This is a genomic window from Agrobacterium sp. MCAB5, from assembly GCF_052114365.1.
Classification (GTDB): domain Bacteria; phylum Pseudomonadota; class Alphaproteobacteria; order Rhizobiales; family Rhizobiaceae; genus Agrobacterium; species Agrobacterium tumefaciens.
In genome coordinates, this window is record NZ_JBFREP010000002.1 from 114,696 (window position 1) to 132,729 (window position 18,034).

The window sequence follows — 18,034 nt, forward strand, 5'->3', positions numbered from 1 at the left end:
GGTTCAACTCGGCGTCTGACGCGCCGACTGCCGTCCAGAACCGGCATTTGCTTCCGATATTGCTTGAAACGGTCGCAAATGCCGGTAAAGGGTCGTCAGTTCTTGGCTACGTAGTCCTTGACGTTTTCCGGGGTAACGAGCTGGAAGGGAATGTAGACCTTCTTGTCAACCTTGTCGCCCTTGACGAGCTTCAGTGCGGCATCGAGAGCACCCTTGCCCTGGCCAGCCGCATCCTGGAAGACCGTCACGTCGAGATCGCCTGCCTGCATGGCGGCAAGAGCGTCCTGCGTGGCGTCCACACCGGCAACGACATATTCCTTCATGTCCTTGCCCGCGGCCTTCAGAGCCTGGATAGCGCCGATCGCCATTTCATCGTTATTGGCGATGACAGCATTGAACTCGATACCGCCGGACAGCCAGTTGGTGACGAGGTCGGAACCCTGCGTGCGCTGCCAATTGGCCGTCTGCTCTTCAACCACGGAAATGCCCTTGCATTCATCGGTTTTCAGAACATCGTGAACGGCCTGCGTGCGCATGCGCGCGCCCTGATTGGACAACTCGCCCATCATGATCACGGCCTTGCCCTTGCCACCGAGAAGGCGGCAGACTTCCTTGGTTTCAAGCGTGCCGGCCACAGTTTCTTCCGATGCCACGAAGGCCTGGCCGTCTGGCAGGGAATCCACGTTTACCGGCTGGCGGTTGACGTAAACCAGCGGAATCTTGGCTTCAGCAGCAAGTTTCGACATGGCCGCCGTCGCATCCGTATCAACCGGATTGACGATGATCGCATCGACCTTGGAGGCGATGAAATTCTGGATCTGGCTCTGCTGCTTGGCAACGTCGTTCTGCGCGTCCTCAACTTGCAGGGTGACGCCCTTCAGCTCCTTGGAATAATCCTGCATGCCGTTGCGCAGCACGGTCAGGAAGTTGTCGTCGAACAGGGCCATCGAAACACCGACGGTCTCGGCATGTGCCGCCGTGCCCAAAAGCACAGACATAGCCGCACTGATAATAAGCTTTTTCATTGTTTTCTCCTCCTCGGTGTCCAGCGCCACCTCTCCCAGCCGGAAACGGACCCGAGAGCCCGCCGCTAACTCCTCACATCCAGAAAACGGAATAATGAAACCGAATTTCTGTTGTTCGATATATTTATTCCATTTTTGGTTCGAACGTCAATGCTTTCTTCGTGGTCGTGGAGCGAGACGGCACACAAGGCGGTGATGATCAGGAGTTTTCAGAGAAAACGGGGATAGCCCCCTCCGCCCTGGCGTGGGCGGAGGGGGCTCATGCGCTTGCTGAGCACTTTCGCGGAAGTCGCTGGGCTGCCTGCGATAAAACATCACGGACAAATGGAAGAGTTGGACGGGCGCGAAAGACGCCACGTCTTAATCGTGAAAACCGGGCATCACATCCGCCGGAATGGGGCAGACATAATCACTGCCCTCGGTTTTTTCCAGCCATTCTTTTTTGACACTTTCAAGCAGCTCGGGCGAGGTCATCAGCGAAAGACCTGTCGATGCGAGCGTCTTGGCAGCGTGTGCCATAGCTTTGTGGGCGGCCGGGCTTTTGCCCTGCGCCACCACCTGCCATGTATGCGGATTGGTCCCGATTGCCCATGCGGGTGTCCAGCATTGCGCTGTCGGCGTCACCCAACTGACATCACCGACATCGGTCGATCCGGCACGAAAATGCGACTGCCCCTCGAAATCGCGCAGGCCGAGATGCAGCGGCGTCGACCCGTCGATCTTCCCGTTGGAAAAGACGTCGCCCTTGATCTGGTAGAGCCGGATGCTGCTTTTGATCGCCTCTTCCGTGAACGTGTCCTGAATGACCTTGGCGAAGGCCTGATCGGCCTCGTCGAAGGCTATGGGTCCAAGCGCCACCATGTTTTCATGCATCGCCGTTTCGAGTGTGATGTTGGGCAGGAGATTGGTGGAGGCGGTATCGAAGACGATCTCCACCTCTGTTTCGGTCATCATGGCCGCACCACGCGCGACCTTGTCCACACGGGCTGCGAGATCGAGCGCCTGGCGCATTTCAGGTGCGCGGATCAGATAGAGCACTTCGGCCTTTGCCTGCACAACATTTGCCGCTTTGCCGCCGGCATCGGTGATCGCATAATGCACCCGGCAATCCTGCGGCATGTGTTCGCGCAGGAAATTGACGCCAACATTCATCAATTCGACAGCATCTAGCGCCGAGCGACCAAGATGGGCGGCGTTGGAGGCATGGGAAGCAACGCCCTTGAAACGATAAAAATATTCCAGCACCGCGAGATTGTTGGTGGAGCGTACGCCGTTAAAGGGCGCGGGATGCCACGTCAGAGCCGCATCGACATCGTCAAACAGACCGGCGCGCACCATGAAAGTCTTGCCGGAACCGCCCTCTTCGCCGGGGCAGCCATAATAACGCACCGTGCCGGGCAGGTTGTTGGCTTTCAGATGCCGGGCAAGTGCGATGGCGGCCATCAGCGAGCCGACGCCGAGCAGATTGTGGCCGCAGCCATGGCCGGTGGCGTCGGGTTCAAGCGGTTTTGGCTCAGCCACGCCGGCCATCTGACTCATGCCAGCAAGCGCGTCAAATTCGCCTAGGAAGGCAATAACCGGCTTGCCGTGGCCGAATTCACCGATGAAGGCCGTGTCCATGCCAGCTACACCGCGGCGGACCACAAAGCCGTTCTCCTCAAGCGCGTTTGCCAGAACCCCGGCAGATTGCCTCTCCTCGAATTTGAGTTCGGCAAAATCCCAGATGCTGTCGCTCAAAGTGGTGAAATGTGGCTTCATTGACTCGATTTCGGCGGCAATCGACATCACGGCTTCACGGTTCATGGCTTGTCCTCGCATTCCTGCCCTTTAAGGGCGCACGCAAACGCTTCGGCGGGGGGCCGCCAAATCATTACGGTCATGATGGCAAATGCCCGCGCCGGGCTTTGCTTCCGGCGCAGGCAATATTGGATCAGTTGTCGACCGAGACTTCCCAGAGGCGGGCGTTCGACTGCCAGACCGGCTGACCCTTGAGCTTCTTGGTCGCGCCCCAGACATCGACCATGTCGTAAAGGAAGATGCCGGGCATTTCCTTCAGCATCAGTTCGTGGAACTCGTCGAAAATTTTCTGGCGCTTCGCCTGGTCGGCCTCAACATAGGCAGCCTTCATCAGCTCGATCGCCTTCGGATCATCCCACATCAGGGAGGCGTTCTTGTCCTTGTTACCGACGTAGAATGCATACATCAGGGCCGGATCGAGACGCGGCGCGACAGACTGCGAGATCACCTGATAATTGCCGGAACGGCGACGATCCACCTGCGTGGCATAGTCCAGCACCTCGATCTGTACGTTCAGACCCGCCTGCTGCATCATGGCCTGCGCCATGACGGCTGCCGGAAAACTCGGTACATTGCCGCGCTTGTTGGCGATGATAGAGATCGGCTCGCCCTTGTAACCGGCTGCCGCCAGTTCCTTCTTGGCTGCCTCGATGTCATAGGCCGGACGCTTCTTCTGGGTTTCATCGAAATAGACCGAGTCCTGCGAAACCATCGAGCCGTTGGCTTCGCCCGTACCGTTCGATGCGGCGGCGACCAGTTCATCGAGATCAAGCGCCATCGCCATGGCGCGGCGCACGCCGGGATTGCTCAGCACCTTGTCGCGGGTCTGAATATAGAAAAGGTTCTTGCCGTTGTTGCGGGCAACAATGAGCTGCATCTTCTCATTCGTCTTGAACTCCGGAATGAGATCGGGAGAAATCTCGGCGGTGTCGAGCACGCCGGATTCGAGGCCCGCCTTCACGGTCGAGGCGTCCGGAATAACCATGAACTTGATGCCGTCGGCCAGCGGCCGCTTGGAGCCGACCATGCCATCCGGCTTGCCGTCGTTCACAGGCGAAACATAATCCGCAAATTTGGCGAGGCGGATATATTCACCCTTCTTCCATTCGTTCCACTGGAACGGACCGGTGCCGATGGGCTTGACGAAGCTGCCGTCAGCGGCAACAGATTCCGGCGAGATCATGCCGGTATAACCGCATTCGGGCCGCGACATCAGGCCGAGGAAAACGGCTGACGGCTTTTCAAGCGTAATCTGAACCGTGGAGGCGTCCGTAGCCTTGACGCCGGTGACATGCGCGGCACCGCCTTCCACGAAATCATTCAGGCAGGCCCATTTGGTTTCGGGCTTCAGATAGCGCGTCCAGTTCCAGACGACATCTTCTGCGGTGAGCGGCTTGCCGTTATGGAATTTTACGTCCGCGCGCAGCTTGAACGTATAGGTGAGGCCATCTGGCGAAACCTCGAAGCTCTCGGCAAGCAGCGGCTTTACTTCGCCGCCATTGTTGTAACCGACGAGGCCTTCGACGATGTGCAGGATCACCCCGTCCGTATTGCCGTCACGATTGACGCCGGGATTGCTGCTGCGCAGATCGGAGCTCTGCGCGATGGTGATGTCGCGAGCCGCCGCGATATTGGCTGTTACGAGCAGGGCCGCGCCCGCGAGAAGAAGTTTGTTCACTGTTCTACCCTCTTTGTTGTCGTTGATTATCATTGTTGAAAGCCGTCCCAGCAGGCCTGCGCCAGCCGGCCAATCGTTTCGAGCGCGATGGTGTATCCCGGCGTGCCGTCAGGCATCACCTGCGGCACTTCATCGGTATAGGCGGTGATGATGAAAGACGGCGCGCCGTTTCTGTAGACGATGCCGGCGTCCATACGCCCGCGCTTTCCGCGTCCGCTCTTGCTCGCCACCACAGCCTCGAACGGCAGGCGGGAGCGGATTCCGTAGCGCAATATCTGGTTTTTTAGCGTCTGCATTGCCCAGCCGCACAATTGAGGGCTGCAGCCGAGCTTTGCCTGCGCCTCTGGCGAGGACTGGGCATCAAGAATGGTCTGAAGCAGCAGCACCTGGTCCGCCGCCGAGGTGGTGGTGACGGTCTTCAGCGGATGATCGGCCGCCAGCGCCAACGGCGGAATGAGGAAACGGTGGTGGGTATTGGCCATGCCGAGCGTCTTGCAATAGCTGTCCACCTCCTCAAGCGTCAGCCGCTCCAGCACCATCTTGGTGCAGACATTGTCGCTCAGCACCATCATGCCGGCGAGCGCATCGCGCAGGGAAATTACGATGCCTGGCGTCAGATAGCGGAACATGCCGCTGGCCACCTCTTCCGCCAGCCTCTTCTCATAGGTGACGGGCTGGTCGAGATCGAGCCGCCCTTCGCTGGCAGCCTTGAGCACTGCCATCATGATCGACGTCTTGCGGGTGCTGCCCGATGGGGTCTCCTCGTTTTCTCCCCGTCCGATCTCTTCGCCGGTCAGGAGATTGCGCACCATGAAGCGCGTCACAAAAGGCTGTGCATCACAGATAGCATTCAGTTGGGCAGCCACAGTCATTGTCATGTTCCTGTTAAACTTCTTCTTCCAGACGCCATTTGAGTGTCACACCGCCCTTTTCGTTCTGGTCGAGGGCGGGAATGGCCGAGAGGAGCCGGCGTGTGTAGGCCTCTCTCGGGCTGTCGAAAATCGTGTCGCGGTCGCCCTCTTCGATGATACGGCCGTCCTGCATGACGACGACACGGTCGGCCACCTGTTCGACCACGCCGAGATCGTGGCTGATGAACAGGCAGGAAAAGCCGTAACGTTTCTGCAGATCGGAAAAGAGATCGAGCACCTGCGCCCGCACCGTCACGTCAAGGGCGGAAACCGGTTCGTCGGCGATCAGGAACCGCGGACGGCGGGCAATGGCACGGGCAATCGCCACGCGCTGGCGTTGGCCGCCGGAAAGCTCGTGCGGATAACGGCTGGCATAGTCTGCGCCGAGCCCCACCTCTTCCAGCGTTTCCAGCGCCCGCTTGCGCTTGGCAGCCTGATCCAGGCCTGGGACGAGACGCAACGCCTCCTCCACCAGCGCCTGAATGGTCATTCGCGGATCGAGCGAGGAATAGGGATCCTGAAACACCATCTGGCAATTCAGGCGATAGTCGTTCCAGTCTTCTTTGCGTTCCCGCCCCTGAAACTGGATCTGCCCTTCGCTTTCCTTTACGAGACCGGCAATGGTGCGGCCAAGCGTGGTCTTGCCGGAGCCGGAGCCACCGACCAGTGCCACGACCTCACCTTCGTGAATATCGATGCTGACCCCATGCAGCGCCCGCTTCGGCTTGGCTTTCTTCAGCAGTGACTTGCGTCCGGCATAATCGACAACAATGTCTCGGGCTGAAATCATCGGCGCCTTGCTGGTGTCGACGACACGCGGCTCGCCCCGGAAGGGCAAAGAGGAAAGCAGCTTTTTCGTATAGGGATGCTGCGGCGCATCGAGCAGGTCTTCGGTTCGCCCCTGTTCGACAATCGCGCCCTTCTCCATGACCACGATACGGCTCGTATAGCGGGCCACCATCGGCAGGTCATGGCTGATGAGAAGGACGGCTGTTCCCTCCGCCCGTGTCAGTTCGACCATCAGCTCCATGACGTCGCGCTGGATGACGGCATCGAGCGCCGTCGTCGGCTCGTCGGCGATCAGCAGCGCCGGTTTCAGGAGCATGACCGAGGCCAGCATGATGCGCTGGCGCATGCCGCCGGAAAACTCATGCGGATAGGCAGCAAGCGCCCCTTCGGGATCGCGGATACCGACCCGTCTCAGCATCTCGAGAATTTTCTCGCGGCGCTCTTCCGGCGATAACTTGGTGTGAAGGATCAGGCCTTCTTCCAACTGCCGGCCAATCGTCATCGACGGATTGAGAGAGGTCATCGGCTCCTGGAAAACGACGCCGATTTCCGCGCCGCGCAGGCGACGAAGTTCCCTTGCCGGCAGGGACATCACGTCCCTTCCCTTGTAGATGACCGATCCACCGGTGACGGCGATTGCCGGGGGCAGAAGCGAGATGAGTGCGCGGGTGGCCAGCGTCTTTCCCGATCCGCTTTCACCGACGATGCCGAAGATTTCGCCAGGCGCAATATCGAAGGAAACATCCTTGACTACCCGGTGGCCGCTTCCCGCGACCTCCAGCGAAAGGCCGCGCACGGTAAGAAGAGTATTGTCCGTCATTTGAGACCTCTCATGCGCGGGTCAAGCCTGTCGCGAAGGGCATCCCCCAGAAGATTGATGCCGAGCAGTGTCAGCGCGATGCAGAGACCGGGGAAAAGCCCGAGCCAGACGGCCTGCTGGATGAAGGGCCGGCCAGCGGCCAGCATGTTGCCCCAGGTGGGGGCCGGCGGTGGCACGCCAAGGCCGAGGAAGGACAGTGCGCTTTCCGAGAGGATTGCCCAGCCGAACATGGATGTGGCAAGCACCGTGATCGGCGCGATGCAATTGGGCAGGATGTGGCGGAACATGGTGTAGATCTCGCCATTGCCCATCACCAGCGATGCCTCGATGAACTCGCGCTCACGCAGCGACAATACGGCGCCACGCACCACGCGGGCCATTGATGGCGTGTAGGCGATGCCGAGCGCAAAGATGATGCCGTACTGGTTGGCACCAAAGACCGCGAGAAGGCCAAGCGCCAGGAGAATGCCGGGAAAAGCGAGAAGCGCATTGTTGATGGCCATGATGACGCCATCAATCCAGCCGCGCGCATAACCGCTGACAAGACCGATCAGAGTGCCGCAGATCGTCGCGAAGCTGACCGTCAGGAAGCCGATCCAGACGCTGGCACGCGCGCCGACCATCAGGCGGCTGAGAACATCGCGCCCGAATTCGTCGGTGCCGAGAAGATGGCTGGGACCGGGCGCGGCCAGCCGCGAGGCGAAACCGAGCTTCATCGGATCATAGGGCGTCCAGAACAGGCCGGTAATGGCGGTGATGAGCAGGAGGCCGATGAGAACGCCGCCGATAAGCCCGTTGAGTGTGAACTTTTTCATTCGGCAACCACACGCGGATCGAAGAGGGGATAAAGAAGGTCGACGAAGAGATTGACCAGCACGTAGGACAGGGAAACGAACAGCAGGCAGCCCTGTATGACGGGGTAGTCACGCGCAAAGATACTGTCGACCATCAGCCGCCCGAGCCCCGGAATGGTAAAGACCGTCTCGATGACGGCGATGCCGCCGAGAAGATTGCCGAGGATGAGGCCGATCATTGTCCATGTCGGACCAAAGGCATTCTTGAAGGCGTGCCGCCAGAGGACGGCACTCTCCGAAAGTCCCTTGGCGCGGGCATGGGTAATGTAATCCAGCCGCAGCACTTCAAGCGTGGAGGCGCGGGCCATGCGGATCAGAACACCCATTTCGTGGATCACCAGCGTCATGACAGGCAGGACAAGATAGAGCATGCCGCCAACGAGATTGTCGCTGATCGATACGTATCCCAGCACCGGTAGCCAGCCGAGCTTTAGACCGAAGAACAGCAGAAGCAGAAGCCCGAGCCAGAATGTCGGTATGGACAAAAGCAGGGTTGCCGTTCCAACCAGTGCAAGATCGGTCAGGCTGTTCTGTTTCCAGGCGGCGATCACACCCGCCGGAACCGCAATCAGGCTGGCCAGCAGAACGGCGACGACGACGATCTCAGCACTGACGAGGAACCGCGACACGACCAGCGGCAATACTGCCTCGTCGTTGACGATGGACCGGCCGAAATCGCCCTGCACCACATTGCCCGCCCAGATGACGAACTGTTGCGGCATGGACTTGTCGAGACCAAGCTCTGTTCTCATCGCCTCGATCTGTTCCGGTTGCGCCATGTCGCCCAGCATCAGGGCGGCCGGATCACCCGGAATGAAGCGGATGAGCGCAAAGACCGTGATCGACACAAAGGCGATCGTCGGCAGCGCCATCAAAAGACGGCTCAGTATGAATCTTATCATCGGTTCCCCACGATTGATGGCCGGGAACGTGCTCCCGCCTCTATCGGTTTCGTTGCGAATGACTATGACGGATTGATAAATAACGCGCAATATTATGCATAAACGTCATATGCCTATGCAGAATGGTGGCACGTTTCATCCTGACAGGGACAATGAGATTTCTCGTGAAAAACCCTGTTTTCAGTCGATTTTTTGCGAAAGCTGGATTTGCTGCTTCAAGGCGTCGCTGAGTGCCTGCGCCGCGATGGACAGCGGTGCGCCCGATGCCCGGGCAAGACCGAACTCCTGCGTTGATTGCGGAATGAAGGGCAGCGCCACGACGGGGAGGTGCCTGTAGAGGTTAGCATAAAAACTGCTGATGATCGTAACGCCCAGACCATGCGCGACATATGCACATGCGGAACTGTTGGTGTGGGTCTCGATCTTCACCATGGGCTTGACGCCCGCCTTCTTGAAGACCTGCTCGAGCGCCATGCGGTTCGGCCGCTGCCGGCCGATCAGAATGAGCGGAATGTTGCGCAGGTCCTTCACCGTTATCTCGGTAAGCTCGGCTAAAGGGTGATCCTGACGGACCACGCAGACGCTTTTGCCTGTGGCGACACGCTCGACATCAATGCCCGGTCCAATCTCACCTTCCATGCGCAGGAAACCGAGGTCGATCACCCGCTCGCCAACCAGCCTGTTGATGGCGGTGGTCGTTTCAAAAAAAGTCTCGATGCGCACGCCGGGGAAATCCCTGACATAGTCTATCAGCATGGCGGGCGCGAAGTTCTCCCACATGCTGCTCGGCAGGCCGATGCGGACGATTTCCGGACCGGCAGCACCATTGCGCAGATCTTCGGCGTGGCCGGACATGCGATCGACAGCAAGCAGCACATTTTCCGCGTCACGCGCGAGAAGCGCTGCCTCCGGCGTCGGGATCAGCCGCCCCTTGTCACGGGCAAACAGCGTCAGCGACAGGTCCGCCTCGAGCTGAGCCAGAAGCCGGCTGATACCGGACTGGCTTAGCCCCATGGCCTTGGCGGTGGCGATGGTCGAGCCGGTGGAAAGAAGCGTGCGAAGGACTTCGAGCTGCTTGATATTCATGAGGCCAGCACCATGGGATGAAAAGACGAGCCGGTTTCGGTTCAGACCTTTTGCCGCCGATAGGCCTTCATGTCACCGGTTTTTTTAGCATTGTCATTCGGCCCGGTCGGTCGCCGGTTACAATTCCACGTCATAGACCCTGTCGTGGGTGGCAACACGGGCCTCTCCTGTTGGAGTCTCCCAGCCCCGGAACATGCCGGGCGTATTATAGGGTGCGGCAATGCCGCCTTCGGCATCGATGGCGACAAGACCCGCACCGATATCGTAGGGCGCCAGATCCTTGTGGACGAGGTTGCCGGCGGCGGTTTCCAGATCCTGCCCGAGATAGGCGACACGGGACGCGATCTCATGGCCGACGACGTAACGGATGAAAAATTCACCCTTGCCGGTGCCGGAAACGGCGCAGGCGCCGTCGCGTGCATAGGTGCCCGCCCCGATCACAGGGCTGTCACCCACCCGGCCGTCAGGCTTGTTGGTGTAGCCGCCGGTGGATGTCGCGGCTGCGAGATGCCCAGCAGCATCGAGTGCCACGGCACCGACGGTTCCGTGTTTTTCGTTTTCCGTCGCTTCCGTACCTGCCGTGGCATGGGCCTTCATGGCCGCCAGCGCCTCGACACGCTTTTGCGTGGTGAAGTAGGATTGAGGCTCCGTGGCAAGCCCCTTCTCCTGCGCAAACCGGTCAGCCGCTTCACCGGTGAGATAGACTGCGCGTTCGTCCTCCATTAGCACCCGGGCCGCCTTCACCGGGTTGCGGATGGCGCGGGAGGCGCTGATTGCGCCTGCCGCAAGGGTCTTGCCATCCATGATCGACGCGTCGAGTTCGTGAATGCCATTCTCGTTGAGCGCCGCCCCATGGCCTGCGTTGAAATGCGGGCTGTCCTCCATAACGACGACTGCCGCCTCAACCGCTTCCAGCGCAGTTCCGCCAGCCTTGAGCACACCATAACCGGCGCGCAGTGCCCCCGCCAGATCGTGGCGCGCCGCTTCCCATTCCTCCGGAGTCATGCTGTCTTCCGGCATAACCCCGCAACCACCGTGAATGGCCAGTGCGATCTTCGTCATATCCTCACTCCACTGTTGCCCCGCCGCAGGCAGGGCCTCTTACCATCAATGAAAGGCTATATCGCCGATAACACGCACGCGGACCCTGCGAGCGCCGCCTGGCAAATAGGCGATGGGAATATCCTCCACCTCAAGCGTCTTGAGGCTCGCGCGCTCCGCTCCCGAAGCGACCGCTGCGTTCTGCGCTTCGGTCTCGGCTTTCGCAAGGGCCTCGTCGCGGCTCAACCCGGAAAAGACCTGATCCACCTCACCGGACACCTGCGCCATCGCTGCGCCGAGCGCATTGGCAACGCCTGCATTTTCCACACGCAGCACCTCGGATGCGCCCGGCACCTGCTCCGGTATCAGGAATGCGCCGCCGCCGACCGCAACCAGCGGCACGTCTTCGGCTGATGTCTTCATCTGGTCGAAACTGTCGGCCACCATGTCGCGGATACGGCCGAGCGTCGCCTGCACGAATGCCGGATCGAGGCCCTTCACACGATCCCTGTCGCCCATCTCGATCAGGCCTGCCGCAACGGCGATATCCGATGCCGTCAGTGTCTCGCCGCCGAAAACGCGGGCTTCGGTCAGGATGCGATACCCAACCGAGCGCGGGCCGATCTTGCCTGTCTGCGGGTCGACAATGGTGCCGCCGCCCAGTGCTACAGGTAGAAGATCGGGCATGCGGAACAGGGTGCGGACCCCGCCAATATGGACAATATTATTTGCCTCACGCGGAAAACCACCGACAAGGCAACCAATATCGGAGGTAGTGCCGCCGACATCCACCACCATGGCATCGGAAAGCCCGGTGAGAAAAGCCGCACCACGCATCGAATTGGTCGGGCCGGAAGCGAAGCTGTGCACGGGGTTTGCGGCAGCCACATCCGCAAGCGCCACGGTGCCGTCATTCTGTGTAAGATAAAACGGCGCCTTCACACCTGCTTCGCGCAGCGCATCCGAAAATGCCTGTACCGTGGTCCTGCCAAGGGTCTGCAAGGCGGCATTCAGAAGTGCAACGTTTTCGCGCTCCAGAAGCCCGATACGGCCCAGCGTATGGGAAAGCGTGATGCGTGCATCGGGGATCACCGAACGGACAATCTCCGCCGCCCTCACCTCGCACTCCGTGGTCAGCGGCGAAAAGGTTGCCGAAATGGCGATCGAGGTAATGCCTGCATCGCGGATTTTCATCGCCGCTTCACGGATTTCATCCGGGATCATCGGCACCAGCGGACTGCCATCGTATTCATGGCCACCATGAACCATGAAGATCAGCGGATCGACAGCCTCGTAGAGATCCTTCGGCCAGTCGCACATGGGCGGCAGTGAAGAGCCGGTCGGCAACGCGATGCGGATGGCCGCAACTCGCTCCAGCCGGGCGCGCTCCACGACAGCATTGGTGAAATGGGTGGTGCCGATCATAACCGCATCGATCGGGCGATCTGCCGTGCCGACATGGCCAGACATGTGAGCGAGGGCCGCCTTCACGCCGGACAGGACATCCTGCGTGGTCGGAACCTTGATCGAGGCAACGATGGCGTCTCCATCGATCAGAACGGCATCCGTATTGGTGCCGCCAACGTCAATACCGATGCGTTTCATGGGAATACCGATCTGAAATCAATGTCATAACCGAAGGCACGCGGGCCAACGGCAGCAATGCCGGCAGGCGTCGTCAAGAGTTCCGGCGCCCGCAGGGCGATAACCGTGACACGCTGGCCATAGCGCACCGATTCCGTGCCGATGGCGCTGCCCGAAACAGTGTCGAGAAGGCAGATCAAATCCGGCGTCATGGCGACCGGCTGGCCGTCGCGGAAGGCGACCGCCCACTCGTTCTGGAAGGCAAGTTCCATGCGTGAGCCGCGATCGGCGTCGATGCCTTCAATGGTCGTACTGCCGCGCAGAAAGCCACCGGTGGTCTCGCGGGCGACATCCACCACCTTGCCGCGGAACAACTGTTTGCCACCCTCATGGTTGAGAACCGCCTGAACCGGGTCATCATGGCGTGCACGCGCCTCCATCACCGCGCGCCCGAGTTCGGTCGCCTTTGTGACGGTGTAATGAATGCCCCATTCCTTCACTTCCTTGCCGGTGCGCGGCGCCTTGCAGGTGGCGGCGGTGGAACCAACTTCGGTGCAGACCTTGCGCGAGATGCGCTCCATCCATTTCCACGATGCAGCGCGTGTCACGATCACCTCATTGTCTCGTACATCGACCAGCGATAATGGAAACATCGGCAGATTGCCGATGGCGAATGAGGTCATCTGCGCTTCGGGATAAGCACGTCCCATGGCATCGGCATTGACGACGGGACGGTCGAGCATGGCGGCGGCGAGGAAGGACGATAACGCATTCGAACCGCCGATTTCCACGCTCATGATCGCCCGGAAAGGCTTGCCGAGATAATCCTCCATGACCTCGACCGCGCGGGCAAGATGAACGGGGTCTCCCAGCCGTTCCTGACCAACAAGCGGTGCACCCATCTTGGAGACGACCGCAACCATGTCGTCATCAGCAAGCGCCATGGGGTCCATGACCTTCACCCGTCTGCCTTCGGCATAAAGACGGCGCAGATTGAGCGTCGAGATATAGGGATTGCCTCCACCGCCCGTTCCCAGAATCCAGGCGCCGGTGGCAAGAGGTTCGATGTCGTCTTCGGAAAATTCCTGGATCATGCGTCATCCTCGGGCATGCCGCAGCCTTTCCGGCGCAAGCGATGCTCCTTCCCTTTATCGTTCCAAGTCTCATCGGCCCCGCCATGCGGCGGGACCGCTTTTCATGGGACGGAGATCACTCCGCCTTGCAGTCCCAATGGAAGTTGGAGAAGTTCAGGTCCCAGCTCTGCATGGGAATGAACTCGTAACCCTGAAGGCACTTGTTCGCCGCATAACGGCGGTTCGGCGCAACCGCCCACACATCCGGTTGAAGATCGGCGATCTTGGTCTGCAGTTCCTTGTAGGTTGCGTTCTGTTCGCTGGTATCGGTCGTGGCACGGACCTTGTCGACCAACCCGTCGATTTCCGCGTTCTGCAGCCATTCCATCGACATCCATGTGCCTGATGCCTTGGAGTGATACTGGTTGTAGAACATCGCATCCGGAGACGGATAGGTCGGCGAGATATTCACCTGCGTCGACGCAGGCGTCGTTTCAGGCTTGGAGGAAAGCTCAACGATACGGTTCCACGGCTCTGGCTTGATATCGAGCGTAATACCGATTTGCTCGAGGCTGGATTGCAAAAGCAGCGCCACTTCCGCCTCGAAGGCCAGCGAAGCGACATAGCTGTTGACCAGCGTGATTTTCTGGCCGGCATATTTCGACTTCGCCAGTTCTTCCTTCGCCTTTTCCAGATCGTAGACGCCGGGCTGAATATCGCCGTTATGCGCGTCCTTGAAAGCGTCGGATAGCGGCCCCTGCATGTCGAAACCGGGATAGATCACTTCCTGGATCGTCTTGTAATCCGTCGCATAGGCAATGGCGCGACGAACGTGAACGTCGTCGGTCGGGTAAACCTTGGTGTTGAGCTTGATGACGAAACCGCCGGCGGTGCGGGTCTGGATGAGCTTGTAACCCTTCATCCGGCCGATGGATTCATAGGTGTCGTTGCCAAGGCCGTGCGAGGAAAGGCCAAGTTCGCCCTTTTCAGCCAGCGCCTTGACGGTAGCGTCGTCGCTCGTCTGGACGAAGCGTACTTCGTCGATCGGCTTGCCCTTGGTCCAGCCAAGGAAATAGTCCGCATTGCGGGCAATGACCATATCGGCAGAACGGTTGTAGCTGACGAGCTTGTATGGGCCGGAACCGGCGGAATGTTCGCCCACATAGGACTCGCCCCACTTGTCTTCGGGCTTGGCATTGGCTTCGATCAACGTCTTGTTCAACGCCATCATCAGCGGCGTGGAGGCCATGAAGGGCGAAAACTGACGCTCGATCTTCATGACGAGCGTCGCATCATCAGGCGCGCTGACGTTTTCGGGCTTCAGCACGCCGACGATGAGGTTCGACGGACCCTTGTTGATGCCGAGCAGGCGCTGCACCGACCAGACGAGATCGGCAGCCTTGACCGCCGTGCCATCCTGGAACTTCGCATCGTCGCGCAGATGGAAGGTATAGGTCAGGCCGTCTTCAGAAATATCCCAGGACTTTGCCAGATGCGGCACGATTTCGCCCTTGGCATTCACCGTGGTCAGGCCGTCATACATGTTCACGATGGCCATGTAGCCGGTATAGTCAGTCACTTTCGCCGGGTCGAGCGAGCTGAATATCTGCATGGTGTTGACCGCGACCGAAACCTTGTCCTCCGCAAAAGCAGCGGAAGAAACAAGCGGCAACGCGATTGCCGTGCCGAGCGCAAGCACGGCAAGGCGGGAAGGAAGTCCTGGCATTTTCATTGTCGTTCTCCTCTTTATTGCGGGTCATTTGCCCCGCTTATGGTTAGGCAGCCTTGCCGACCGGGACGGGCAGCGGTGAGAAAGGAATGTCCGGGTAACCGAAAGCCGCCGGTCCAACGACTTCGAGCGCGCGGGCGCTGCGCAGCAGATCGTGGCAGGGGATCGCGACCACGGCCACGCGCTGGCCGTAACGCAGGACTTCGGTGGTGATCGGGTAACCGGTATCGACATCGAGCAAAACGATCAGATCAGGAACGGTCACTTCCACCTTGCCGTCACGGCGGAACAGCAGGAATTCGTTCTGGATCGCCACGCTCGCCGTCTGACCCGAGCAATCGTCGAAGCCGGAAAGCTCGACATCGCCCACGGCGAAACCGCCGCGCAGATGGCGTTTCAGATCGGTGATCTTGCCGTTGAAGATGCGCCGTCCGCCTTCAAGCGCGCAGACTGCCGCAATCGGGTCTTCCTGCTGCTTGCGGGCACGGATCACCGCCTCGCCGAGCGCGATCGCCTTGGTGTAGGTTTTCGGAATACCATACTGGTGCACGTAGTGCGCCTGCATCGGCGCGGTCGCCAGCATTGCGCCGCCGCCCTGAGAAACGACGCAGGCACGGGCCATGCGCTCGTGCCAGACTTCGGAAACGGCGTGGCTGAAGATCACGGCATTGCCGTGCAGGTCGCACATCACCGATGGCGTCGAACTGTGGCCGTAGATGGAGAAGGTCGTCATCTGCATCTCTGGGAAAGCCCGGCCCATGCCGTCGCAATCGAGGATCGGCAGGCCACCAAGCGCCGCCGTCACCAGCGGGTTCATGGAGTTCGAGCCACCGATTTCCTCGCAGACGATGGCGTCTACCGGCGTGCGGATCAGCTCTTCCATGGCGCGCAGGCAACGCAGACCCTCACGGCCCTCGCGAATGCGCTCCACGCCGACAACGGGGGCGCCAATGCCGCCGATGGACATGCAAAGCGCGTCCGGCTCGATGGCGTCTGTCGCAAGGATCTTCATCTCGCAACCGGCCTTCATGGCCTCGAGTGCAAGCAGCTTGCCCAGATAGGGATTGCCGCCGCCGCCAGTGCCGAGAATGCCCGCACCGATTTCCAGCGCGTCGAGATCTTCCCTCGTCAGCGTACGCAATGCCGCTTCGTCATATTTCAGCTTGCGCGTCTCAGCCATGATTGGCTCCCATTTCTCCAACGACTTTCACATGAATGCGGGTGGCATTGCCGGGCAGATAGGCAAGCGGCATATCCTCGCGCTCGATGACTTCCAGCGTTTCGGCCACTGCACCAGCCGCAATCGCCTTTTCGCGTGCCTCGGCCTCCGCCTCCGCAAGCGCGCTTTCACGCGTGCGCCCCTCGATCAGCGAGAAGACGCGGTCCGTCTCGCCGCTAATCTGCGCGATCGCTGCACCCACGGCATTCGCCACCGCGAAATTCTCGGGGCGGATGACGTCCAGATCACCGATACGGTCAGGCATGAGAATGGAGCCGCCGCCAACGGCGATCACCGGCACCGGTGATGACGAGATGCGGCTGCGTTCCACACAGGACTCGAGCATGTCGTTGATCTTTTTGACTGCGGCATCCACCAGCCGCTTGTCCAGAGTGGAAACCAGAGCCTTCTCGCCCACGTCCGCCTTGCCGGAGGCGACAGCGATATCGGTTGCAGTCAGGGTCGTGCCGCCGAAGCAGAGCGCCTCACGGCGGACGCGGTAACCGACTGATTTCGGGCCAACGGTGAGGCCATGTTCGCCATTGACCACCAGCGAGCCGCCACCGAGACCGATCGAGAACACATCCGGCATGCGGAAATTGGTGCGCACGCCACCAATATCCACCGTCGTGGACGCCTGGCGCGGAAAGCCGTGCGACAGCGAGCCGACATCGGAGGTGGTGCCGCCGACATCCACGACCACGGCATCCTTGAGGCCGGTGAGGAAAGCAGCGCCGCGCATGGAATTCGTCGGGCCGGAGGCGAAGGTGAGCACAGGGAAGCCGCGCACCACATCCGCCGCCATCAGCGTGCCGTCGTTCTGGGTGATGTAGAACGGGCAGGTTATGCCCGCTGCCTTCAGCGCCTCGCCGAAAGCGGCAACGGTGCGGTCCGCAAGCGAAAGAAGGCTGGCATTCATGATCGCAGCACTTTCGCGGGCGAGCAGACCATGCCGTCCGATATCCTTGGACATAACCACCGGCAGGCCGGGGCAGCGCTCCTGCAGGATATCCTTCGCCCGCACTTCCATCGCATCATTGATGCCGCTGAAGACGCAGGTGACGGCCGCGGCCTTCAGGCCCTTTGCGCGGATATCGGCGGCGATGCGGAAGATTTCGTCCTCATCGAGGGCTGAGATTTCGCGACCGTCGAATTCATATCCGCCGCGGACCTGATAACCGTGGTTACCAACGATTTCCCGGAGGTCATCCGGCCAGTCGACCATCGGCGGCAGGCCGGCGCCGGACGGCAGGCCGATCCGGATGGCGGCGACCTCGTCCATATGCCGCCGCTCGATCACCGCATTGGTGAAATGCGTGGTGCCTATCATCACGGCACCGATGTGTGCCCTGTCGATGCCCGACGCCTCGATCACCTTTTCAAGGGCTTCGATGACACCGGACGTCACATCTTCGGTGGTGGAGGCTTTCACCCCCGCCAGAACAGTCTTTTCCTGTAACACAACGGCATCGGTATTTGTGCCGCCGACGTCAATTCCAACGCGATACACGTCAGGCTCCTCTTTT

Annotated in this window: 14 protein-coding genes; all 14 read right to left on the minus strand. The window is 60.2% G+C overall.

Translation table 11 applies throughout. The features are described 5' to 3' along the window. Positions 1-95: 95 nt before the first annotated feature. Positions 96-1,025: a sugar ABC transporter substrate-binding protein gene (locus AB4Z23_RS05300; RefSeq protein WP_003510994.1), complete on the minus strand. Its 930-nt coding sequence runs from the start codon at positions 1,023-1,025 to the stop codon at positions 96-98. Positions 1,026-1,385: 360 nt separating this feature from the next. Next, complete coding sequence (locus tag AB4Z23_RS05305) at positions 1,386-2,828, minus strand: M20 family metallopeptidase (protein WP_113291571.1); 1,443 nt, start codon at positions 2,826-2,828, stop codon at positions 1,386-1,388. A 127-nt stretch (positions 2,829-2,955) separates the two neighbouring features. Next, a complete protein-coding gene (locus AB4Z23_RS05310) occupies positions 2,956-4,500 on the minus strand; it encodes an ABC transporter substrate-binding protein (RefSeq protein ID WP_162690576.1) in 1,545 nt (514 codons plus the stop codon). Between the two features lie 29 nt (positions 4,501-4,529). Continuing rightward, positions 4,530-5,372 (minus strand): serine hydrolase, encoded by an 843-nt coding sequence (locus tag AB4Z23_RS05315; protein WP_026330689.1) that lies wholly within the window; start codon positions 5,370-5,372, stop codon positions 4,530-4,532. A gap of 13 nt (positions 5,373-5,385) precedes the next feature. Next, the gene (locus AB4Z23_RS05320; protein WP_112192086.1) at positions 5,386-7,020 is read right to left on the minus strand and encodes an ABC transporter ATP-binding protein; all 1,635 of its coding nucleotides are present in this window, start codon (positions 7,018-7,020) and stop codon (positions 5,386-5,388) included. Next, positions 7,017-7,835, minus strand: coding sequence for an ABC transporter permease (locus tag AB4Z23_RS05325; protein WP_013761618.1), 819 nt, complete (start codon positions 7,833-7,835; stop codon positions 7,017-7,019). The genes AB4Z23_RS05320 and AB4Z23_RS05325 overlap by 4 nt, the downstream gene beginning before the upstream one ends. Next, positions 7,832-8,776, minus strand: coding sequence for an ABC transporter permease (locus AB4Z23_RS05330; RefSeq protein WP_003511005.1), 945 nt, complete (start codon positions 8,774-8,776; stop codon positions 7,832-7,834). Before AB4Z23_RS05330 ends, AB4Z23_RS05325 begins: the two co-directional genes overlap by 4 nt. 180 nt (positions 8,777-8,956) lie before the next feature. Beyond that, positions 8,957-9,862, minus strand: coding sequence for a LysR family transcriptional regulator (locus AB4Z23_RS05335; protein ID WP_003511007.1), 906 nt, complete (start codon positions 9,860-9,862; stop codon positions 8,957-8,959). 117 nt (positions 9,863-9,979) lie between these two features. After that, entirely contained in the window at positions 9,980-10,924 is a 945-nt protein-coding gene (locus AB4Z23_RS05340) for an isoaspartyl peptidase/L-asparaginase family protein (RefSeq protein WP_441360019.1), read from the minus strand. 45 nt (positions 10,925-10,969) lie between these two features. Then, positions 10,970-12,508: a hydantoinase/oxoprolinase N-terminal domain-containing protein gene (locus AB4Z23_RS05345; RefSeq protein ID WP_065687771.1), complete on the minus strand. Its 1,539-nt coding sequence runs from the start codon at positions 12,506-12,508 to the stop codon at positions 10,970-10,972. After that, the gene (locus tag AB4Z23_RS05350; RefSeq protein WP_065687772.1) at positions 12,505-13,581 is read right to left on the minus strand and encodes a DUF917 domain-containing protein; all 1,077 of its coding nucleotides are present in this window, start codon (positions 13,579-13,581) and stop codon (positions 12,505-12,507) included. The genes AB4Z23_RS05345 and AB4Z23_RS05350 overlap by 4 nt, the downstream gene beginning before the upstream one ends. Before the next feature lie 115 nt (positions 13,582-13,696). After that, a complete protein-coding gene (locus tag AB4Z23_RS05355) occupies positions 13,697-15,292 on the minus strand; it encodes an ABC transporter substrate-binding protein (RefSeq protein WP_065687773.1) in 1,596 nt (531 codons plus the stop codon). Positions 15,293-15,335: 43 nt separating this feature from the next. Then, on the minus strand, positions 15,336-16,469 hold the full coding sequence (locus AB4Z23_RS05360) for a DUF917 domain-containing protein (RefSeq protein WP_413373040.1): 1,134 nt from the start codon (positions 16,467-16,469) through the stop codon (positions 15,336-15,338). Then, on the minus strand, positions 16,462-18,018 hold the full coding sequence (locus tag AB4Z23_RS05365; RefSeq protein WP_065688002.1) for a hydantoinase/oxoprolinase N-terminal domain-containing protein: 1,557 nt from the start codon (positions 18,016-18,018) through the stop codon (positions 16,462-16,464). Before AB4Z23_RS05365 ends, AB4Z23_RS05360 begins: the two co-directional genes overlap by 8 nt. Positions 18,019-18,034: the final 16 nt, after the last annotated feature.